Raw genomic sequence first — 14,468 nt, forward strand, 5'->3', positions numbered from 1 at the left:
AATCAGCTGGGTGTGTAATGAATTAAATCGAAATTGCTCTAAGCTGGCGGTTATCTCAATATTTTGCATCAGAAAACCGCACCTGATTCGATTGGGCGGAGTGTCCAACTCAATCAGGTGCGGTGCGGTTTTGGCTGATGAATTAAATAGCTATTGGATAGAAAGAAAGTTTACAGATTAGGTGGCTTAAGGCTGCCGCATCCGGTTGTGGTTGGGGCTTAAATCTCTAAAGCCAGTTCGGTGCCGGCGCGGATGGCGCGTTTGGCATCCAACTCGCCGGCTTTATCCGCGCCGCCGATGATGTGTAGCGGCTTGCCCAAGGCGCGCAGGGATTGTTCCAGCTCGCGTTGCGGTTCTTGGCCGGCGCAGATCACCACATGGTCTACCGGCAGCACGCTGTCTTCGCCGTCGCGCGTGATGTGTAGGCCTTCGTCGTCGATTTTGCGGTATTGCACGCCGCCCCACAAATGCACGCCTTGGCTGGCGAGGCTGAGGCGGTGGATCCAGCCGGTGGTTTTGCCGAGGTTTTTGCCCGGGGTGCCGTCTTTGCGTTGCAGCAGCCAGATTTCGCGGGCGGCTTGGGGCAGGGCGGGGCGGGACGAGAGCAGGGCGCCGCGTTGCTCGAGGCTGGTGTCGATTTGCCAGTCGCGGTGGAACTGCACGGTGTGGAGTGCGCTGTCTTCGCCGCTGTGGGCGAGGAATTCGGCGGTGTCGAAACCGATGCCGCCGGCGCCGATGATGGCCACTTTTTTGCCCACCGGCAGGCGGTCGCGCAACACGTTCAGGTAGCCCAACACTTTGGGGTGGTCGATGCCTTCAATCGGCGGGCGGCGCGGCACGATGCCGCTGGCGAGCACGATTTCGTCGAAGCCCGCCAGGTCTTGTGCTTGTACTTCGGTGTTCAGGCGCAGGGTAATGCCGTCGCGCTTGAGGGCGTGGCGGAAGTAGCGGATGGTTTCGTGGAACTCGGGTTTGCCGGGAATGGTTTTGGCGATGTTGAGCTGGCCGCCGATGCTGTCTTGGCGGTCGAACAGGGTCACGCGGTGGCCGCGCTTGGCCGCGGTTTCCGCAAAGGCCATGCCGGCGGGGCCGGCACCGATGACGGCGATGTTTTTCGGCTGCCCGGCGGGGGTGAGCGGCATCTGCAATTCGTGGCAGGCAAAGGGGTTGACCAAGCAGGAGGTGAGCTTGCCGGCGAAGATGTGGTCGAGGCAGGCTTGGTTGCAGGCGATGCAGGTGTTGATGGCTTCGTCTTGGCCGGCGGCGGCTTTGTTCACCCAATCGGCATCGGCCAGGAAGGGGCGGGCGAGGCAGACGGCGTCGGCCAGCCCTTGGCCCAGAATCTCTTCGGCGGTTTGCGGCATATTGATGCGGTTGGTGGCGATCACGGGGATGTTGGCCACGGCTTTCAGTTTGCCGGTGAATTCGGCGAAGGCGGCGCGGGGCACGCAGGTGGCGATGGTGGGAATGCGCGCTTCGTGCCAGCCGATGCCGGTGTTGAAGAGATCGGCGCCGGCGGTCTCCAGCTTGGCGGCCAAGACTTGGTTTTCTTCCCAAGTGCTGCCGTCGCGCACCAAATCGAGCAGGGAGAGGCGGAAGATGATCAGGAAGTCTTCGCCGCAGGCCCGGCGGATGCCTTCGACGATTTCGACGGCGAAGCGGTGGCGGTTGTCGAGGCTGCCGCCGTATTCGTCGCTGCGCTGGTTGGTGGCGGGGGCGATGAATTGATTGATCAGGTAGCCTTCGCTGCCCATCACTTCCACACCGTCGTAACCGGCCTGCTTGGCCAGCTCGGCGCAGCGGATGTAGTCGCGCACGGTTTGGCGCACTTCTTCGGTGCTCAGGGCGCGCGGCTTGGCCGGGTTGATGGGGGTGGGCAGGGCGCTGGGGGCAACGGGCTGGCGGCTGACGGCGTAACGGCCGGTGTGCAGAATCTGCATGCAGATTTTGGCGCCGTGGCGGTGCACGGCATCGGTAACCGTGCGGTGCCAGGCCACTTCGCTCTCGTCGCTGAGTTTGGCGCCGCCTTCGAATACCGCACCTTCGGCATTCGGGCCGATGCCGCCGGTGATGATGAGGGCGGCGCCGCCTTTGGCGCGTTCGGCATAAAAGGCGGCCAAGTGTTCGGCGCCTTCGGCGTGTTCTTCAAAACCGGTGTGCATGGAACCCATGATGACGCGGTTGCGCAGGGTGTGGTGGGCGTTGACGCGCAGCGGGGTGGCGAGAGAGCGTGGGCTCATGTGGGTGCTCCTTTGGTAGGGGTGGGATCGGGCTACCTGAAACCCTTGGCCGCGCGGCTGGCTCAATGGCGACACAACCCAGGCCGTTTGATGCCGGCTCTTCAATCAGGGCTTAGTGTTCAGGTGGCCTGTTATGGTCTGCTTTGGCTGCCAGGGTCCGCAGAGCTTCGGCCAAGTCGGGATGCTGCTGCGACAGGCGTTCGGCGGCGGCCAGGCAATGTCCGGCGGCGGCGGGGCTCAGGCGGGCCTGTTTGGTTTTCTCCGCCACCGTTTCCGGGGGGCGGATTTTAACGTGAACGCTTTGGATAGCGGAATCAATACTTTGGAGCTTCGGCACCAATGCCGGGGCAATCATGCGCAGGCGGGAGGCCGCCAGATTGTCGGCCGCGTGCAGCACCAGGGTGCCGTCGTCGCGGATGCGCACGGCGCGGCAGCGCTGTTGTAGATTGAGCGGCAAGACGGCCAGCAGACGCGGCTCGATGCGCTGCCAGCGGCGGGCTTGGTCAATCAGGTTGTGGAGCAGGTGGTTTTCGCGACTGAGGCGGTCGAGGTCGGTCATGGGGCTACCTGAAAAGGGCAGGTGGGAAAACGGCTTGAGGCTACCTGAAAGCAGCGGCTTGAAAAGGCGGCGTGCGGCACCATATTGGCGCGCATTGTACCCGCGAAACGGCGCTTCTATGCTAAAATCGCGCGTTGATTTTTTGACTGCCGCCACCACGCAGCACAGGCGGCGGCCGCTCCCCAAGATTGGATTTTTCTATGATTACTGCACTGGCCAAGAAAGTATTCGGCAGCCGCAACGACCGCCTGTTGAAACAATACCGCAAAGCGGTGAAACGCATCGGCGATATGGAGCCCGCCCTGCAGGCGCTCAGCGATGCCGAACTGCAAGCCAAAACCGCCGAATTCAAACAAAAGCTGGCCGAAGGCGCCTCGCTCGACCACATTCTCGAAGAAGCGTTTGCCGTCTGCCGCGAAGCTTCGCGCCGCGTATTGAATATGCGCCATTTCGATGTGCAGCTCATCGGCGGCATGGTGCTGCATCAGGGCAAAATCGCCGAAATGCGCACCGGCGAAGGCAAAACCTTGGTGGCTACCTTGGCGGTGTACCTCAATGCCCTGGCCGGTAAAGGCGTGCACGTGGTCACCGTCAACGATTATCTGGCCGCCCGCGACGCGGCGATTATGGAGCCGCTGTACAACTTCCTCGGCTTGAGCGTGGGCGTGGTGGTGGCCGATATGGACCATGCCGCCAAACAGGCCGCCTATCAGGCCGACATCACTTACGGTACCAACAACGAATTCGGGTTCGACTACCTGCGCGACAATATGGTGCACCATGTGCAGGAGCGTGTGCAGCGCGAGCTGAACTTCGCCGTGGTGGACGAAGTGGATTCCATTCTGATCGACGAAGCGCGTACGCCGCTGATTATTTCCGGTCAGGCCGACGACAACACCGACCTCTATCTGGTGATGAACAAAGTGCCCGGCCAGCTGGTGCGCCAGCAGGAAGAAGAGGGCGAAGGCGATTACTGGGTGGACGAGAAAAACAACACCGTGCTGCTCAGCGAAGCCGGCCACGAACACGCCGAAGAAATCCTCACCGGCATGGGCTTGCTGCAGGAAGGCGATTCGCTCTATTCGGTGGGCAACATCACCCTTATGCACCACTTGATGGCCGCTTTGCGCGCCCACAGCCTGTTTCACCTCGACCAGCATTATGTGGTGCAAAACGGCGAAATCGTGATTGTGGACGAATTCACCGGCCGTTTGATGTCGGGCCGCCGTTGGTCGGACGGCCTGCATCAGGCGGTGGAAGCCAAAGAAGGCGTGGAAATCCGCCGCGAAAACCAAACCCTGGCTTCCATTACCTTCCAAAACTATTTCCGCCTCTACCACAAGCTGTCCGGCATGACCGGCACTGCCGACACCGAGGCTTACGAGTTCCAAAGCATTTATGGCTTGGAGACCGTAATCATCCCCACCAACCGCCCAATGGTGCGCAAAGACCACAACGACCAAGTGTTCCGCACCGCCGAAGAAAAATACGAAGCCGTGGTGGCCGATATCCGTGCGCGCCACGAAAAAGGCCAGCCGATTTTGGTGGGCACCACCAGCATCGAAAACTCCGAGTTGGTGTCCGAACTGCTTAACCGCGCCGGCTTGCGCCACAGCGTGCTCAATGCCAAAGAGCACGCCCGCGAGGCCGATATTGTGGCGCAGGCGGGCAAACCGGGCATGATTACCGTGGCCACCAATATGGCCGGCCGCGGTACCGACATCGTGCTGGGCGGCAACGTGAAGCACCAAAGCCAAATCATCCAGGCCGATCCTTCCTTGGACGAAGCCGAAAAAGCCCGCCGCATCGCCGCTTTGGAAGCCGAATGGCCGGCCGAACACGAAAAAGTGCTGGCTGCCGGCGGCCTGCACATTGTGGGCACCGAGCGCCACGAAAGCCGCCGCATCGACAACCAGCTGCGCGGCCGTGCCGGCCGTCAGGGCGATGCCGGCTCCAGCCGTTTTTATCTGTCGTTCGAAGACCCGCTGCTGCGCTTGTTCGCTCTCGACCGCCATGCCGCCCTGCTCGACAAACTGGCGCCCGAGCGCGGCATCCCGATTGAGGCCGGCCTGCTCACCCGCCAAATCGAAGGCGCGCAACGCAAAGTGGAAGGCCGCAACTTCGATATGCGCAAACAGGTATTGGAATATGACGACGTGGCCAACGACCAGCGCAAAGTCATCTACCAACACCGCAACGACGTGCTGGAAAGCCAGGATACCGGCGAGATGATGCGCGAAATCCGCCAGGAAGCCATCGACGGCGTGATCGATGTCTATATGCCGGCAGACAGCCTGGAAGAGCAATGGGACCTGCCGGCAATGGAAATGCAGCTCTTGTCCGATTACGGCATCCACGCGCCGGTGTCCGAATGGCTGAAAGCCGACGCTCAGTTGGACAACGCCGATGTCAAAGAGCGCGTGTGGGCGCTGGCCGAAACCGATTATGCCGCCAAAACCGATTTGGTCGGCCGCGAGACCATGACCCAGTTCGAGCGTAACATCTTCCTGCAAATGATGGACAACCAATGGCGCGAACACTTGGCCGCCATGGATTATCTGCGCCAAGGCATCCACCTGCGCGGCTATGCGCAGAAAAATCCCAAACAGGAATACAAGCGCGAGTCGTTCGAAATGTTCCAACACCTGTGGCAGAACATCCGCACCGAGACCGCCAAGCTCTTGTCGCGCATTCAATTCCAGCTCAACGAGCCGGTGGCCGAAGAAACCGAGGCCGCGCCTTTGAGCCAATACCGCGAAAGCCATTCCCCCGCGCCCGCGATGGCGGACTTGGCCCAAGGCTCCAGCCAGAGCGCCGCATTGGCGGCCATGAGCCCGGAAGACCTCAGCCCCGATGCCTTGGCCGCCCGCGGCATTGCCATCCACCGCAACGATCCCTGCCCGTGCGGCAGCGGTTTGAAATACAAACAATGCCACGGCAAGCTGGCCTGAGCTTTCAGGTAGCCAGAACCTGCCTGCCATACGCCGGTGCAAATGCGCCGGCGTATTTCTTTGCCGGCCGATTCGCCCTACAATGCCTGCTCTGTTTTGTTTTCAGGTAGCCCGATGACCGCCACCACCTTAGTTTGGTTCCGTCGCGATTTGCGCTTGGATGATCACAGCGCGCTGATGGCCGCCGTGCGTGCCGGCCGGCCGCTGGTGGGCGTGTTTGTGTTCGACCGCCGCATTCTCGACCCGCTGCCGCCTGACGACCGCCGCCTCACCTTTATCTGCCAGTGCCTCGACGATTTGGCCGCGCAGCTGGCCGAACTGGGTATGCCGCTGCACACCGTGCACGGCCTGCCGGAGGAAGTGCTGCCCGAGTTGGCCGCCCGCTGCGGAGCGGCGGAAGTGGTGTGTGCCGAAGATTACGAGCCGGCGGCGATCGATCGCGACAACCGCGTCGGCGCCCGTCTGATGGCGCAAAACTGCCGTCTGCTCAGCGTGTGTGACCAAGTGTTGCTGCCCAAAAGCACGGTGATGAACAAACAGGGCCGCCCCTATACCGTGTTCACGCCGTATAAAAAAGCCTGGCTGGCGCTGTATGCCGATATTTATGCCGGCTGGCAGCCCGTGGATATCCACGCTGATGTGGCCGCCCTGCAGCGCGGGCTACCTGAACACCTGCGCCAAGCCGCCGCACCCCTGCGGCCGGCCGATTTGGGTTTTGCCGACAGCGTGCTGATTCAAGCGGGCGGCGAACGGGCCGCCCAAGCCGCTTGGCAGCGCTTTTTGCCGCGTTTGGGCGATTATGCGGTGTTGCGCGATTTCCCCGCGCGCAAGGGCACCTCCGGGCTGTCGCCGCATTTGCGTTTCGGCACGCTTTCCGTGCGGCGGCTGGCGGCTGCTGCGTATGCGGACGGCAGCGAAGGAGCATCGGTTTGGTTGAGCGAATTGATTTGGCGCGAATTTTTCCAGCAGTTTCTGTATCACCACCCCGAAGCGGCGGAGCAGGGCTTCCGGCCGGAATACCGCGCACTGGCTTGGGAAAACCGTGCCGATGACATCGAAGCCTGGCAGGCCGGTCAAACCGGCTATCCGCTGATTGATGCCGCCATGCGCCATCTGCGGCGCAGCGGGCAGATGCACAACCGCCTGCGCATGGTGTGCGCTTCGTTTTTCTGCAAAGACCTGCTGTGCGACTGGCGCATCGGCGAAGCCTGGTTTGCCCGCCAGCTGCTGGATTTCGACCTCGCGGCCAACAACGGAGGCTGGCAGTGGGCGGCCGGCACCGGTTGCGATGCCCAGCCGTATTTCCGCCATTTCAACCCGCTCACCCAATCGCAGAAATTCGACCCCCAAGGCCAGTTTATCCGCCGCCATGTGCCCGAATTGGCCCATCTCGACGCCCGCAGCATCCACGCCCCTTGGCTGTGGGCCGACAACATCGACACCCACGGCTATCCGCCGCCGATTGTGCAGCATGCCCGCCAGCGCGAACGGGCTTTGGCGCTGTATGCCCGCGCGCAGGAAGCATGGAAAAAAGGGGCGGGAAAAGATTGAGGCGCCGGTAGGAAGGCCGTTTGGCAACCGGCAAAACAGAGGCGGGTACGGGGGCAGGCTGAGACCTTTGCAAAACCCCCATCTGCGGCGCATTTCTGCGTTGTGCGCTGCTCGCTCGCTTGCCTATCTATATGATATGTCTTCGCTCGCTGCGCTGCTACGCCTTGAACTGCATCCACATCTGGGGGTTTTGCAAAGGTCTCAGGCTACCTGAAACAAAAAGCCGAGGGCCGTTTCGCAAACCAAGAAAAAAAGCAGGTTGGGCAACCTGCTTTTTTTGTTTGCCGGGCGGGCTCAGCGTTCGGCCAGCCAGCGGCGGATGCGCTCCACGCCTTCCTGCATATGGGCGGTTTCGCGGGTGTAGGCGAAGCGCAGGTAGTGGCCGGTGCGGTGGCGGCCGAAGTCGATGCCGGGGGTGCAGGCTACCTGAATGTCGGCCAGCATTTGTTTGGCGAAGGCGTAGCTGTCGTCGGTGTAGCGGGAAACGTCGGCCCACAGGTAAAACGCGCCCTGCGGTTTGGCGTCGATGGGAAATAGGGGGTTGAGCGCCTGATAGAGGAAGTCGCGGCGGGCTTTGAACTGCTCGCGGATGCTGTTCAGGTAGCCTGCATCGAAGGCGGCCAGGGCGCCGTATTGGCTGAGGGTGGGCGCGCAGATAAACAGGTTTTGCGCTACGATTTCGGCGGCGCGCACTTTGTGCTCGGGCACGATGACCCAGCCCAAGCGGGCGCCGGGCATGCAGAAGTATTTGGAAAAGCCGTTGATGACATAGGCGTCGGGGTTGAACTGCAGGGCGGTGGCGGCTTGGCCGTCGTACACCAGGCCGTGGTAGAGCTCGTCGGAAATAAAGGCGGTGCCGTGCGTGCGGCAGTGTTCGTTTAGGGCCTGCAGCCGTTTGGGGGTGTAGAGGTTGCCGGTGGGGTTGGCGGGCGAGGAAATCTGCAGGGCGGCCAGTTGGCGGCCGTGCAGTTGGTCGGGATGGAGTTGGTAGTTGTCTTCGGCGCCGACGGGGAAAAATTCGGGTGTCACGTCGAGCAGGTGGGCGAAGTTTTTGTAGCAGGGGTAGGAGGGGTCGGTGAGGCCGAGGCGGCTGCCGGGCGGCAGGGTGAGGGCGTAGGCGATAAGGAAGGCGCCGCTGGTGCCGGGAGTGAGCAGGATGCGCTCGGGGGCAACGTGTACGCCGTATTCGTTTTGGTAGTGGGCGCTGATTGTTTCGCGCAGCTCGGGTAGGCCGAGGCTTTCGGTGTAGCTGAAGCGGTTGTCGGCCACGGCCTGCTGCAGGGCGGCTTTGATGGCGGGGGCGGGCGGCAGGTCGGGCTGGCCGATTTCGAAGTGGACGGCGTGGGGATAACGTGCGGCTTCGCGCACGATGTCCATCACGATAAAGGCGTTCATTTTTTGGTCGCGCATAGGGGGCTTTCGGACGGGGTAATCATATTGGAGGCTACCTGAAAAGCGGCAGGGCTTTTCAGGTAGCCTGAATTGGGGATTTATTTCTGCCAGTAGCTTTTTACGTTCACAAATTCGTAGAGGCCGAATTCGGAGAGTTCGCGGCCGTAGCCGGAGTCTTTCACGCCGCCGAAGGGCAGACGCAAATCGCTGCTGGTGTGGCGGTTGATGAACACGCTGCCGGCTTCGATTTGCTGCGCCAGCGCCCAGGCCTGTTCGTGGTCGGCGGAATAGATGCTGGCGCCGAGGCCGAAGCGGTTGTCGTTGGCGATGCGCACGGCATCGGCGGCATCGCGGGCACGGAAAATGCCTACCGCGGGGCCGAACACTTCTTCACGGTACATGCGGCAGGCGGGCGTGATGCCGCTGAGCACGGTGGCGGGATAGAAGGTGCTGCCGTCGTCGGGCAGTTTGCCGCCGAGTAAGAGTTCGGCGCCGTGGGCCACGGCATCCTGCACTTGGGCGTGGACCTTGAGCTGGAGGTCACGGCGGTGCAGCGGGGCGAGGGTGGTGTCGGCGTGCATGGGGTCGCCGCGTTTCAGGTAGCCGCATTCGTGCAGAAACAGGCGGGTGAATTCATCGGCGGCGTTTTCGGTCACGATGATGCGTTTGGCGGCATTGCAGGATTGGCCGGCGTCGCGGAAGCGCGAATAGCAGGCGTCGGCGGCGGCTTGGGTCAGGTCGGCGTCGTCGAGCACGATGAAGGCGTTGCTGCCGCCCAGTTCGAGCACCGATTTTTTCAGGCTGGCGCCGGCCAGGGCGGCCAGTTTGGCGCCGGTGTCGGTGGAGCCGGTGAAGGCCAGGGCGTCGCAACGGGCGATGGCCTCGGCCACATCGGCTTCGGCCAGCCACAGCGGGCGGAAAGGCAACTCGCTGCCGGCCAAGTCGAACAGCGCTTGGGTAACCCGCAGCACGCTGGGCGCGGGTTTGACCACGCAGGCATTGCCGGAGCAAAGCGCGGGCACAGCGAAACGGATGATTTGCCACACGGGGTAGTTCCACGGCATCACGGCCAGTACCACGCCCAAAGGCTCGAAGCGCACTTGGCTGAGGCTGGCTTGGGTGGCGATGGTTTGGTGCTGCAAGAGCTGCGGAGCCAAACGGGCGTAGTAGCGCACCAGTTCCACCGATTTGTCGAGTTCGGCTTCGCATTCGCGCAGGCAGCGGCCCACTTCTTCGCACACCATGCGCGCCAGTTCGTGTTTGGCATCGGCGAGGCGTTCGGCAAAACGGAGCAGGGCGGCAATCCGCGCCTGCACGCCGGCGGCCGCCCAATCGGGCTGGCGGGCACGGACGGCATCCAGTGCGGCGATCCAAACAGGGGTTTCTTCGGGCGGGCGCTGTTCGAGCAGGCGGCCGGAGGCAACGTGGCGGCTGTAAAACATGGTGCTTTTTCTTTATGGTGGCGGTTTTCAGGTAGCCTTTTGGGCGTGTTCAGGCAGCCTTTTCGGCCACGGCAAACGCCATGATCAGCTTGCCTTCGTCGCTCAGACTGAGATGGACTTTGCGGATGCCGCGTTCGTCCAGCCATGCCTGCAGCGGCGGCTCCACAATAAACTCCGGCCGGCCGAGCGAGTCGTGGCCGACCGAAATGTGGTGGAGGGTGACCGGAGAGCGCAGGCCGGTGTGCACCGCTTTGGCAAACGCTTCTTTGGCGGCGAAGCGCTTGGCCAGATAGTTCACCGGATTGCCCGCCGAGGGCAGCTCCAACAGCTCGATGCGGCTGAGGATTTTTTCCGCCAGCGCCTGGCCGAATTTGGCGTGCATCCGCTCGATGCGCGTGCTGTCGAGCATGTCTGTGCCGATACCGTAAATCATGGCCGCAGCCTTTCTCTTGCGTGAAACCGAAGCGGGCATTGTACCCGAACGGCGGGGGATTTAGGCTATAATCCGGCCTTTTGATATTCTGTGGCACACCCCACCATGACCCAACGCAAAATTCTCGTTACCTCCGCTCTGCCGTATGCCAACGGCAGCATCCATTTAGGCCACATGGTCGAGCACATCCAAACCGACATCTGGGTGCGCTTCCAAAAACTGCGCGGCCACGAATGCCATTACTGCTGCGCCGACGACACCCACGGCACGCCCGTGATGCTGGCCGCCCAAAAACAAGGCATCAAGCCCGAAGACATGATTGCCAAAGTGCGCGAAGAGCATTTGGCCGACTTTACCGGCTTCCACATCGGCTACGACAATTATTACAGCACCCATTCGCCTGAAAACAAACAGCTTTCCGAGCAAATCTACCTTGCCCTAAAAGCCAACGGCAAAATCGAAAGCCGCGTTATCGAGCAGCTGTTCGACCCCGAAAAAAACATGTTCCTGCCCGACCGCTTCGTGAAAGGCGAATGCCCCAAATGCCACGCCAAAGACCAATACGGCGACAACTGCGAATCGTGCGGCACCACCTACTCGCCCACCGAGCTGATCAACCCCTATTCCGCCGTATCCGGTGCCACCCCCGTGCTGAAAGAATCCGAACACTTCTTCTTCAAGCTGGGCGAGTGCGCCGACTACCTGAAAGAATGGACTTCCGGCAGCACCACGCTTTCAGACGGCCGCATCCAGCCGCACCTGCAAGCCGAAGCCCTCAACAAAATGAACGAATGGCTGGGCGGCGGAGAAAACGGCGAAACCACCCTTTCCGATTGGGACATCAGCCGTGACGCACCTTATTTCGGCTTCGAAATCCCCGGCGCACCCGGCAAATATTTCTACGTTTGGCTCGACGCGCCCGTCGGCTACATGGCCTCGTTCAAAAACCTGTGCGACCGCACCGGCCTGAATTACGACGAATATTTCCAAGCAGGCAGCCAAACCGAGATGTACCACTTCATCGGCAAAGACATTCTCTACTTCCACGCCCTGTTTTGGCCCGCCATGCTCAAATTCAGCGGCCACCGCGCCCCCACCGGCGTGTTCGCCCACGGCTTTTTAACCGTCGACGGCCAAAAAATGTCCAAATCGCGCGGCACCTTCATCACCGCCAAATCCTACCTCGACGGCGGCCTCAATCCCGAATGGATGCGCTACTACATCGCCGCCAAACTCAACAGCAAAATCGAAGACATCGACTTAAACCTGAACGACTTCATCGCCCGCGTCAACAGCGATTTGGTCGGCAAATACGTCAACATCGCCGCCCGCGCCTCAGGCTTTATCGCCAAACGCTTTGAAGGCCGTCTGAAAGACGTTTCAGGTAGCCCTTTGCTGCAAAAACTCGCCGCCGAGCGCGACAGCATCGCCGCCGATTTCGAACAGCGCGAATACGCCAAAGCCCTACGCGAAATCATGGCGCTGGCCGACGCAGTAAACGAATACGTCGATGCCAACAAACCGTGGGAATTGGCCAAACAAGAAGGCCAAGACGCGCGCCTGCACGAAGTATGCAGCGAGCTGATCAACGCCTTCAAAATCCTCAGCATCTACCTCGCGCCCGTACTGCCCAAAGTCGCCGAGCGCGCGGCCGCCTTCCTCAATCTCGACGGCCTGCGCTGGGCCGATGCCGCAACCGTGCTGCCCGAAGGCCACACCATCAACCCATACTCACATTTAATGCAACGAGTGGAGCAAAAACAAGTGGACGATTTAATCGAAGCCAACAAACAAAGCATTCAGAGTACGCAGCCTGCCAGTGGTACGGCCTCAACCGAAGCCGCCCCCGCTGAGAAATCCCCATACACGCCCGTCGCCGAACAAGCGAGCTTCGACGACTTCATGAAAATCGACATGCGCGTCGCCAAAGTGCTGAACTGCGAAGCCGTCGAAGGCAGCACCAAACTGCTCAAATTCGACCTTGATTTCGGCTTTGAACAACGCATCATCTTCTCAGGCATCGCCGCCAGCTACCCCAACCCCGCCGAACTCAACGGCCGCATGGTCATCGCCGTCGCCAATTTCGCCCCGCGCAAAATGGCCAAATTCGGCGTATCCGAAGGCATGATTCTTTCTGCCGCCACGGCGGACGGCAAATTGAAGCTGCTGGACGTGGATGCAGGCGCACAGCCGGGGGATAAGGTGGGTTGATGCTTGTTTAAAAGCCCAACATTCAAGGAAAAAAAGGCTGCCTGAAATACTTTCAGGCAGCCTGCTTAATTAACTATGGCGATATCACACATCAAATCCATGTAGGAAATAAGTTTGGGCACCATTCCATTTAACCAAGTGATCACCCTTGCCCAGCAGTTTTTCCGCACCAGTTTCATCCAGAATAATTTTGGATTCGGTAGATTTCTGCACACTAAGGGCAATGCGAGAAGGCAGGTTACTCCGCAATTTGCCGTCCAGAATTTTGGCATCAGGACGCTGGGTACTGACAATTAGATAAATACCCGATGCTCGGGCTTTTTCTGCCAATTTGTTCAGTGGTTCGCTAATATCCGGGCAATTGCTGATCAGGTTGGCGAGCTCATCAATAACAATCACGCGGTAATGCGGGCGCACGTCTGTGGGCAATTGCCCCAGTTTCTGTACACCATGTTGTTTCATTAAGTTATAACGCCGCTCAGACTCATCCACGCAATCTAGCAGGAAATGGTGCATTTCGTCGTAATCTTCCAAGATGCGCTCTTCCCATAAATCTTCTTCGTTTTCAAATACCAGATAATCGACTTTCTTGGGATCGAGAATGGCCACTTCCAGCTTATCTTGTCCGTTACACAAATCAAACAGGCTACGCAAAACAGTGCGCACAAATACAGATTTCCCCGAACCAGTTGTGCCGCCAATCAGCAAATGCGGTGCTGTTGCTAAATCTTCAAAATGGGCCTGGCCGTATTCATCCACACCCACACATAAAGGCAACACAAAATCCTGTTGGTAACTTTGTAGAGCTTGGGTGAATTTCTGCGCCCCCAATTTGTGCCACTGCTTTTCGTCACGCAGCAGTTTGACATCATAGGCATGGCTCTCACCGTTATGGCAGGGCACCATGTGCAGCGCCACTTCTTTAATGCCCAATTCCGAACATAAACTCTGATGCTCACGTTCTAAATCGACAAATTTTTCCAGACGCAATCGGTAAATATCGTAACGTGCACCTTGATTGAAAAACTTAAGCTCGCGCACGGGAATCTTGGACTGGTGAAATGCATGCAACAAGCGCTGTTCCTGATTTTCAGAAACTTCGATGGCTTCACCTTGGGTATCTGTGCCGGAAATACCTGGCAAAATGCCTATACCTGCATTTTTCACGGCCAAGTCTGCCAACTCATTGAGAAATGCCTGTCGGGCAGCCAAATCTGAATCGGGTTTGAAGCGTTTGCAGCCTTCCCAAAACTGATCCAACTCCACTGCGCCTGTGTGCCAAAGGCTTTGAATCAGTGTATACAAATCATCTTTACTCACAGCTTTGCCGGGGTTTAGATGAAACAGCGTATCGCTTAACAGTACCAGCCATAAGCGTGAATAGTCTTGAAAACACGTTTGAAAAGACGGAATTTCCGTCCCCTTGGCATTGGGTGCAGCAATCAGCTTTTTCGGGCTATCCGCAAATCCCTTGACAAAACAATAGCCGATACAAAGCATAGCCCAGTCAAAATGATTGTCCAGATACGGCAAGGCGCCTGCATGAGAAAGCTTTTCACGAATGTCTTTGGCTTCTTTACTGGAAATAATCCGCTTTTCACTCATCAGAGTATGAAAAAAATCGGTATCCCACAGTGCTTGATTATCCAGTTGGTACATGATGATTTCCCCATCAATCAGTTTGTCAGA

Annotated in this window: 10 protein-coding genes; 4 read left to right on the forward strand and 6 right to left on the reverse strand. The window is 59.5% G+C overall.

Going from position 1 to position 14,468, the window contains the following annotated elements; all coding sequences use genetic code 11:
- Window positions 1-218 precede the first annotated feature (218 nt).
- Together HMPREF9371_RS00050 and HMPREF9371_RS00055 are read right to left on the reverse strand one after the other, a co-directional pair.
- The gene (locus tag HMPREF9371_RS00050; RefSeq protein ID WP_009117710.1) at window positions 219-2,240 is read right to left on the reverse strand and encodes an oxidoreductase; all 2,022 of its coding nucleotides are present in this window, start codon (window positions 2,238-2,240) and stop codon (window positions 219-221) included.
- A gap of 112 nt (window positions 2,241-2,352) precedes the next feature.
- A complete protein-coding gene (locus HMPREF9371_RS00055) occupies window positions 2,353-2,985 on the reverse strand; it encodes a DciA family protein (RefSeq protein ID WP_156786953.1) in 633 nt (210 codons plus the stop codon).
- Between the two features lie 14 nt (window positions 2,986-2,999).
- Between HMPREF9371_RS00055 and secA the strand changes: the two genes are divergently transcribed.
- From secA to HMPREF9371_RS12855, 3 genes are all read left to right on the forward strand, one after another.
- The gene (secA, locus tag HMPREF9371_RS00060; RefSeq protein ID WP_009117712.1) at window positions 3,000-5,750 is read left to right on the forward strand and encodes a preprotein translocase subunit SecA; all 2,751 of its coding nucleotides are present in this window, start codon (window positions 3,000-3,002) and stop codon (window positions 5,748-5,750) included.
- A 42-nt stretch (window positions 5,751-5,792) separates the two neighbouring features.
- Window positions 5,793-7,301, forward strand: a complete 1,509-nt coding sequence (locus HMPREF9371_RS00065; RefSeq protein ID WP_332247797.1) for a cryptochrome/photolyase family protein — start codon at window positions 5,793-5,795, stop codon at window positions 7,299-7,301.
- Between the two features lie 67 nt (window positions 7,302-7,368).
- Window positions 7,369-7,515, forward strand: a complete 147-nt coding sequence (locus HMPREF9371_RS12855) for a hypothetical protein (RefSeq protein WP_009117714.1) — start codon at window positions 7,369-7,371, stop codon at window positions 7,513-7,515.
- Between the two features lie 80 nt (window positions 7,516-7,595).
- Here the strand turns inward: HMPREF9371_RS12855 and HMPREF9371_RS00070 are convergent, their stop codons facing one another.
- The 3 genes from HMPREF9371_RS00070 to acpS all read right to left on the reverse strand — a co-directional run bounded on the left by HMPREF9371_RS00070 (window position 7,596) and on the right by acpS (window position 10,568).
- On the reverse strand, window positions 7,596-8,711 hold the full coding sequence (locus HMPREF9371_RS00070) for an aminotransferase class I/II-fold pyridoxal phosphate-dependent enzyme (RefSeq protein WP_009117715.1): 1,116 nt from the start codon (window positions 8,709-8,711) through the stop codon (window positions 7,596-7,598).
- A gap of 80 nt (window positions 8,712-8,791) precedes the next feature.
- Complete coding sequence (locus HMPREF9371_RS00075) at window positions 8,792-10,135, reverse strand: aldehyde dehydrogenase family protein (RefSeq protein WP_009117716.1); 1,344 nt, start codon at window positions 10,133-10,135, stop codon at window positions 8,792-8,794.
- A gap of 49 nt (window positions 10,136-10,184) precedes the next feature.
- Entirely contained in the window at window positions 10,185-10,568 is a 384-nt protein-coding gene (gene acpS, locus HMPREF9371_RS00080) for a holo-ACP synthase (RefSeq protein ID WP_040659868.1), read from the reverse strand.
- A 105-nt stretch (window positions 10,569-10,673) separates the two neighbouring features.
- Here acpS and metG point away from each other — a divergent pair, with 105 nt between their 5' ends.
- Complete coding sequence (metG, locus tag HMPREF9371_RS00085; protein ID WP_009117718.1) at window positions 10,674-12,779, forward strand: methionine--tRNA ligase; 2,106 nt, start codon at window positions 10,674-10,676, stop codon at window positions 12,777-12,779.
- 84 nt (window positions 12,780-12,863) lie between these two features.
- On the opposite strand, the gene HMPREF9371_RS00090 is transcribed toward metG, so the two are convergent.
- On the reverse strand, window positions 12,864-14,438 hold the full coding sequence (locus HMPREF9371_RS00090; protein WP_009117719.1) for an FtsK/SpoIIIE domain-containing protein: 1,575 nt from the start codon (window positions 14,436-14,438) through the stop codon (window positions 12,864-12,866).
- Window positions 14,439-14,468 lie beyond the last annotated feature (30 nt).

Origin of the sequence: Neisseria shayeganii 871 (assembly GCF_000226875.1) — a bacterium.
GTDB lineage: Bacteria > Pseudomonadota > Gammaproteobacteria > Burkholderiales > Neisseriaceae > Eikenella > Eikenella shayeganii.

Excerpts from the sequence above, each read along its gene's own strand:
- HMPREF9371_RS00050 (WP_009117710.1), bottom strand. The coding sequence starts at position 2,240 with ATGAGCCCACGCTCTCTCGCCACCCCGCTGCGCGTCAACGCCCACCAC.
- HMPREF9371_RS00070 (WP_009117715.1), bottom strand. The coding sequence starts at position 8,711 with ATGCGCGACCAAAAAATGAACGCCTTTATCGTGATGGACATCGTGCGC.
- secA (WP_009117712.1), top strand. The coding sequence starts at position 3,000 with ATGATTACTGCACTGGCCAAGAAAGTATTCGGCAGCCGCAACGACCGC.
- HMPREF9371_RS00090 (WP_009117719.1), bottom strand. The coding sequence starts at position 14,438 with ATGTACCAACTGGATAATCAAGCACTGTGGGATACCGATTTTTTTCAT.
- acpS (WP_040659868.1), bottom strand. The coding sequence starts at position 10,568 with ATGATTTACGGTATCGGCACAGACATGCTCGACAGCACGCGCATCGAG.
- HMPREF9371_RS00075 (WP_009117716.1), bottom strand. The coding sequence starts at position 10,135 with ATGTTTTACAGCCGCCACGTTGCCTCCGGCCGCCTGCTCGAACAGCGC.
- metG (WP_009117718.1), top strand. The coding sequence starts at position 10,674 with ATGACCCAACGCAAAATTCTCGTTACCTCCGCTCTGCCGTATGCCAAC.
- HMPREF9371_RS00065 (WP_332247797.1), top strand. The coding sequence starts at position 5,793 with ATGCGCCGGCGTATTTCTTTGCCGGCCGATTCGCCCTACAATGCCTGC.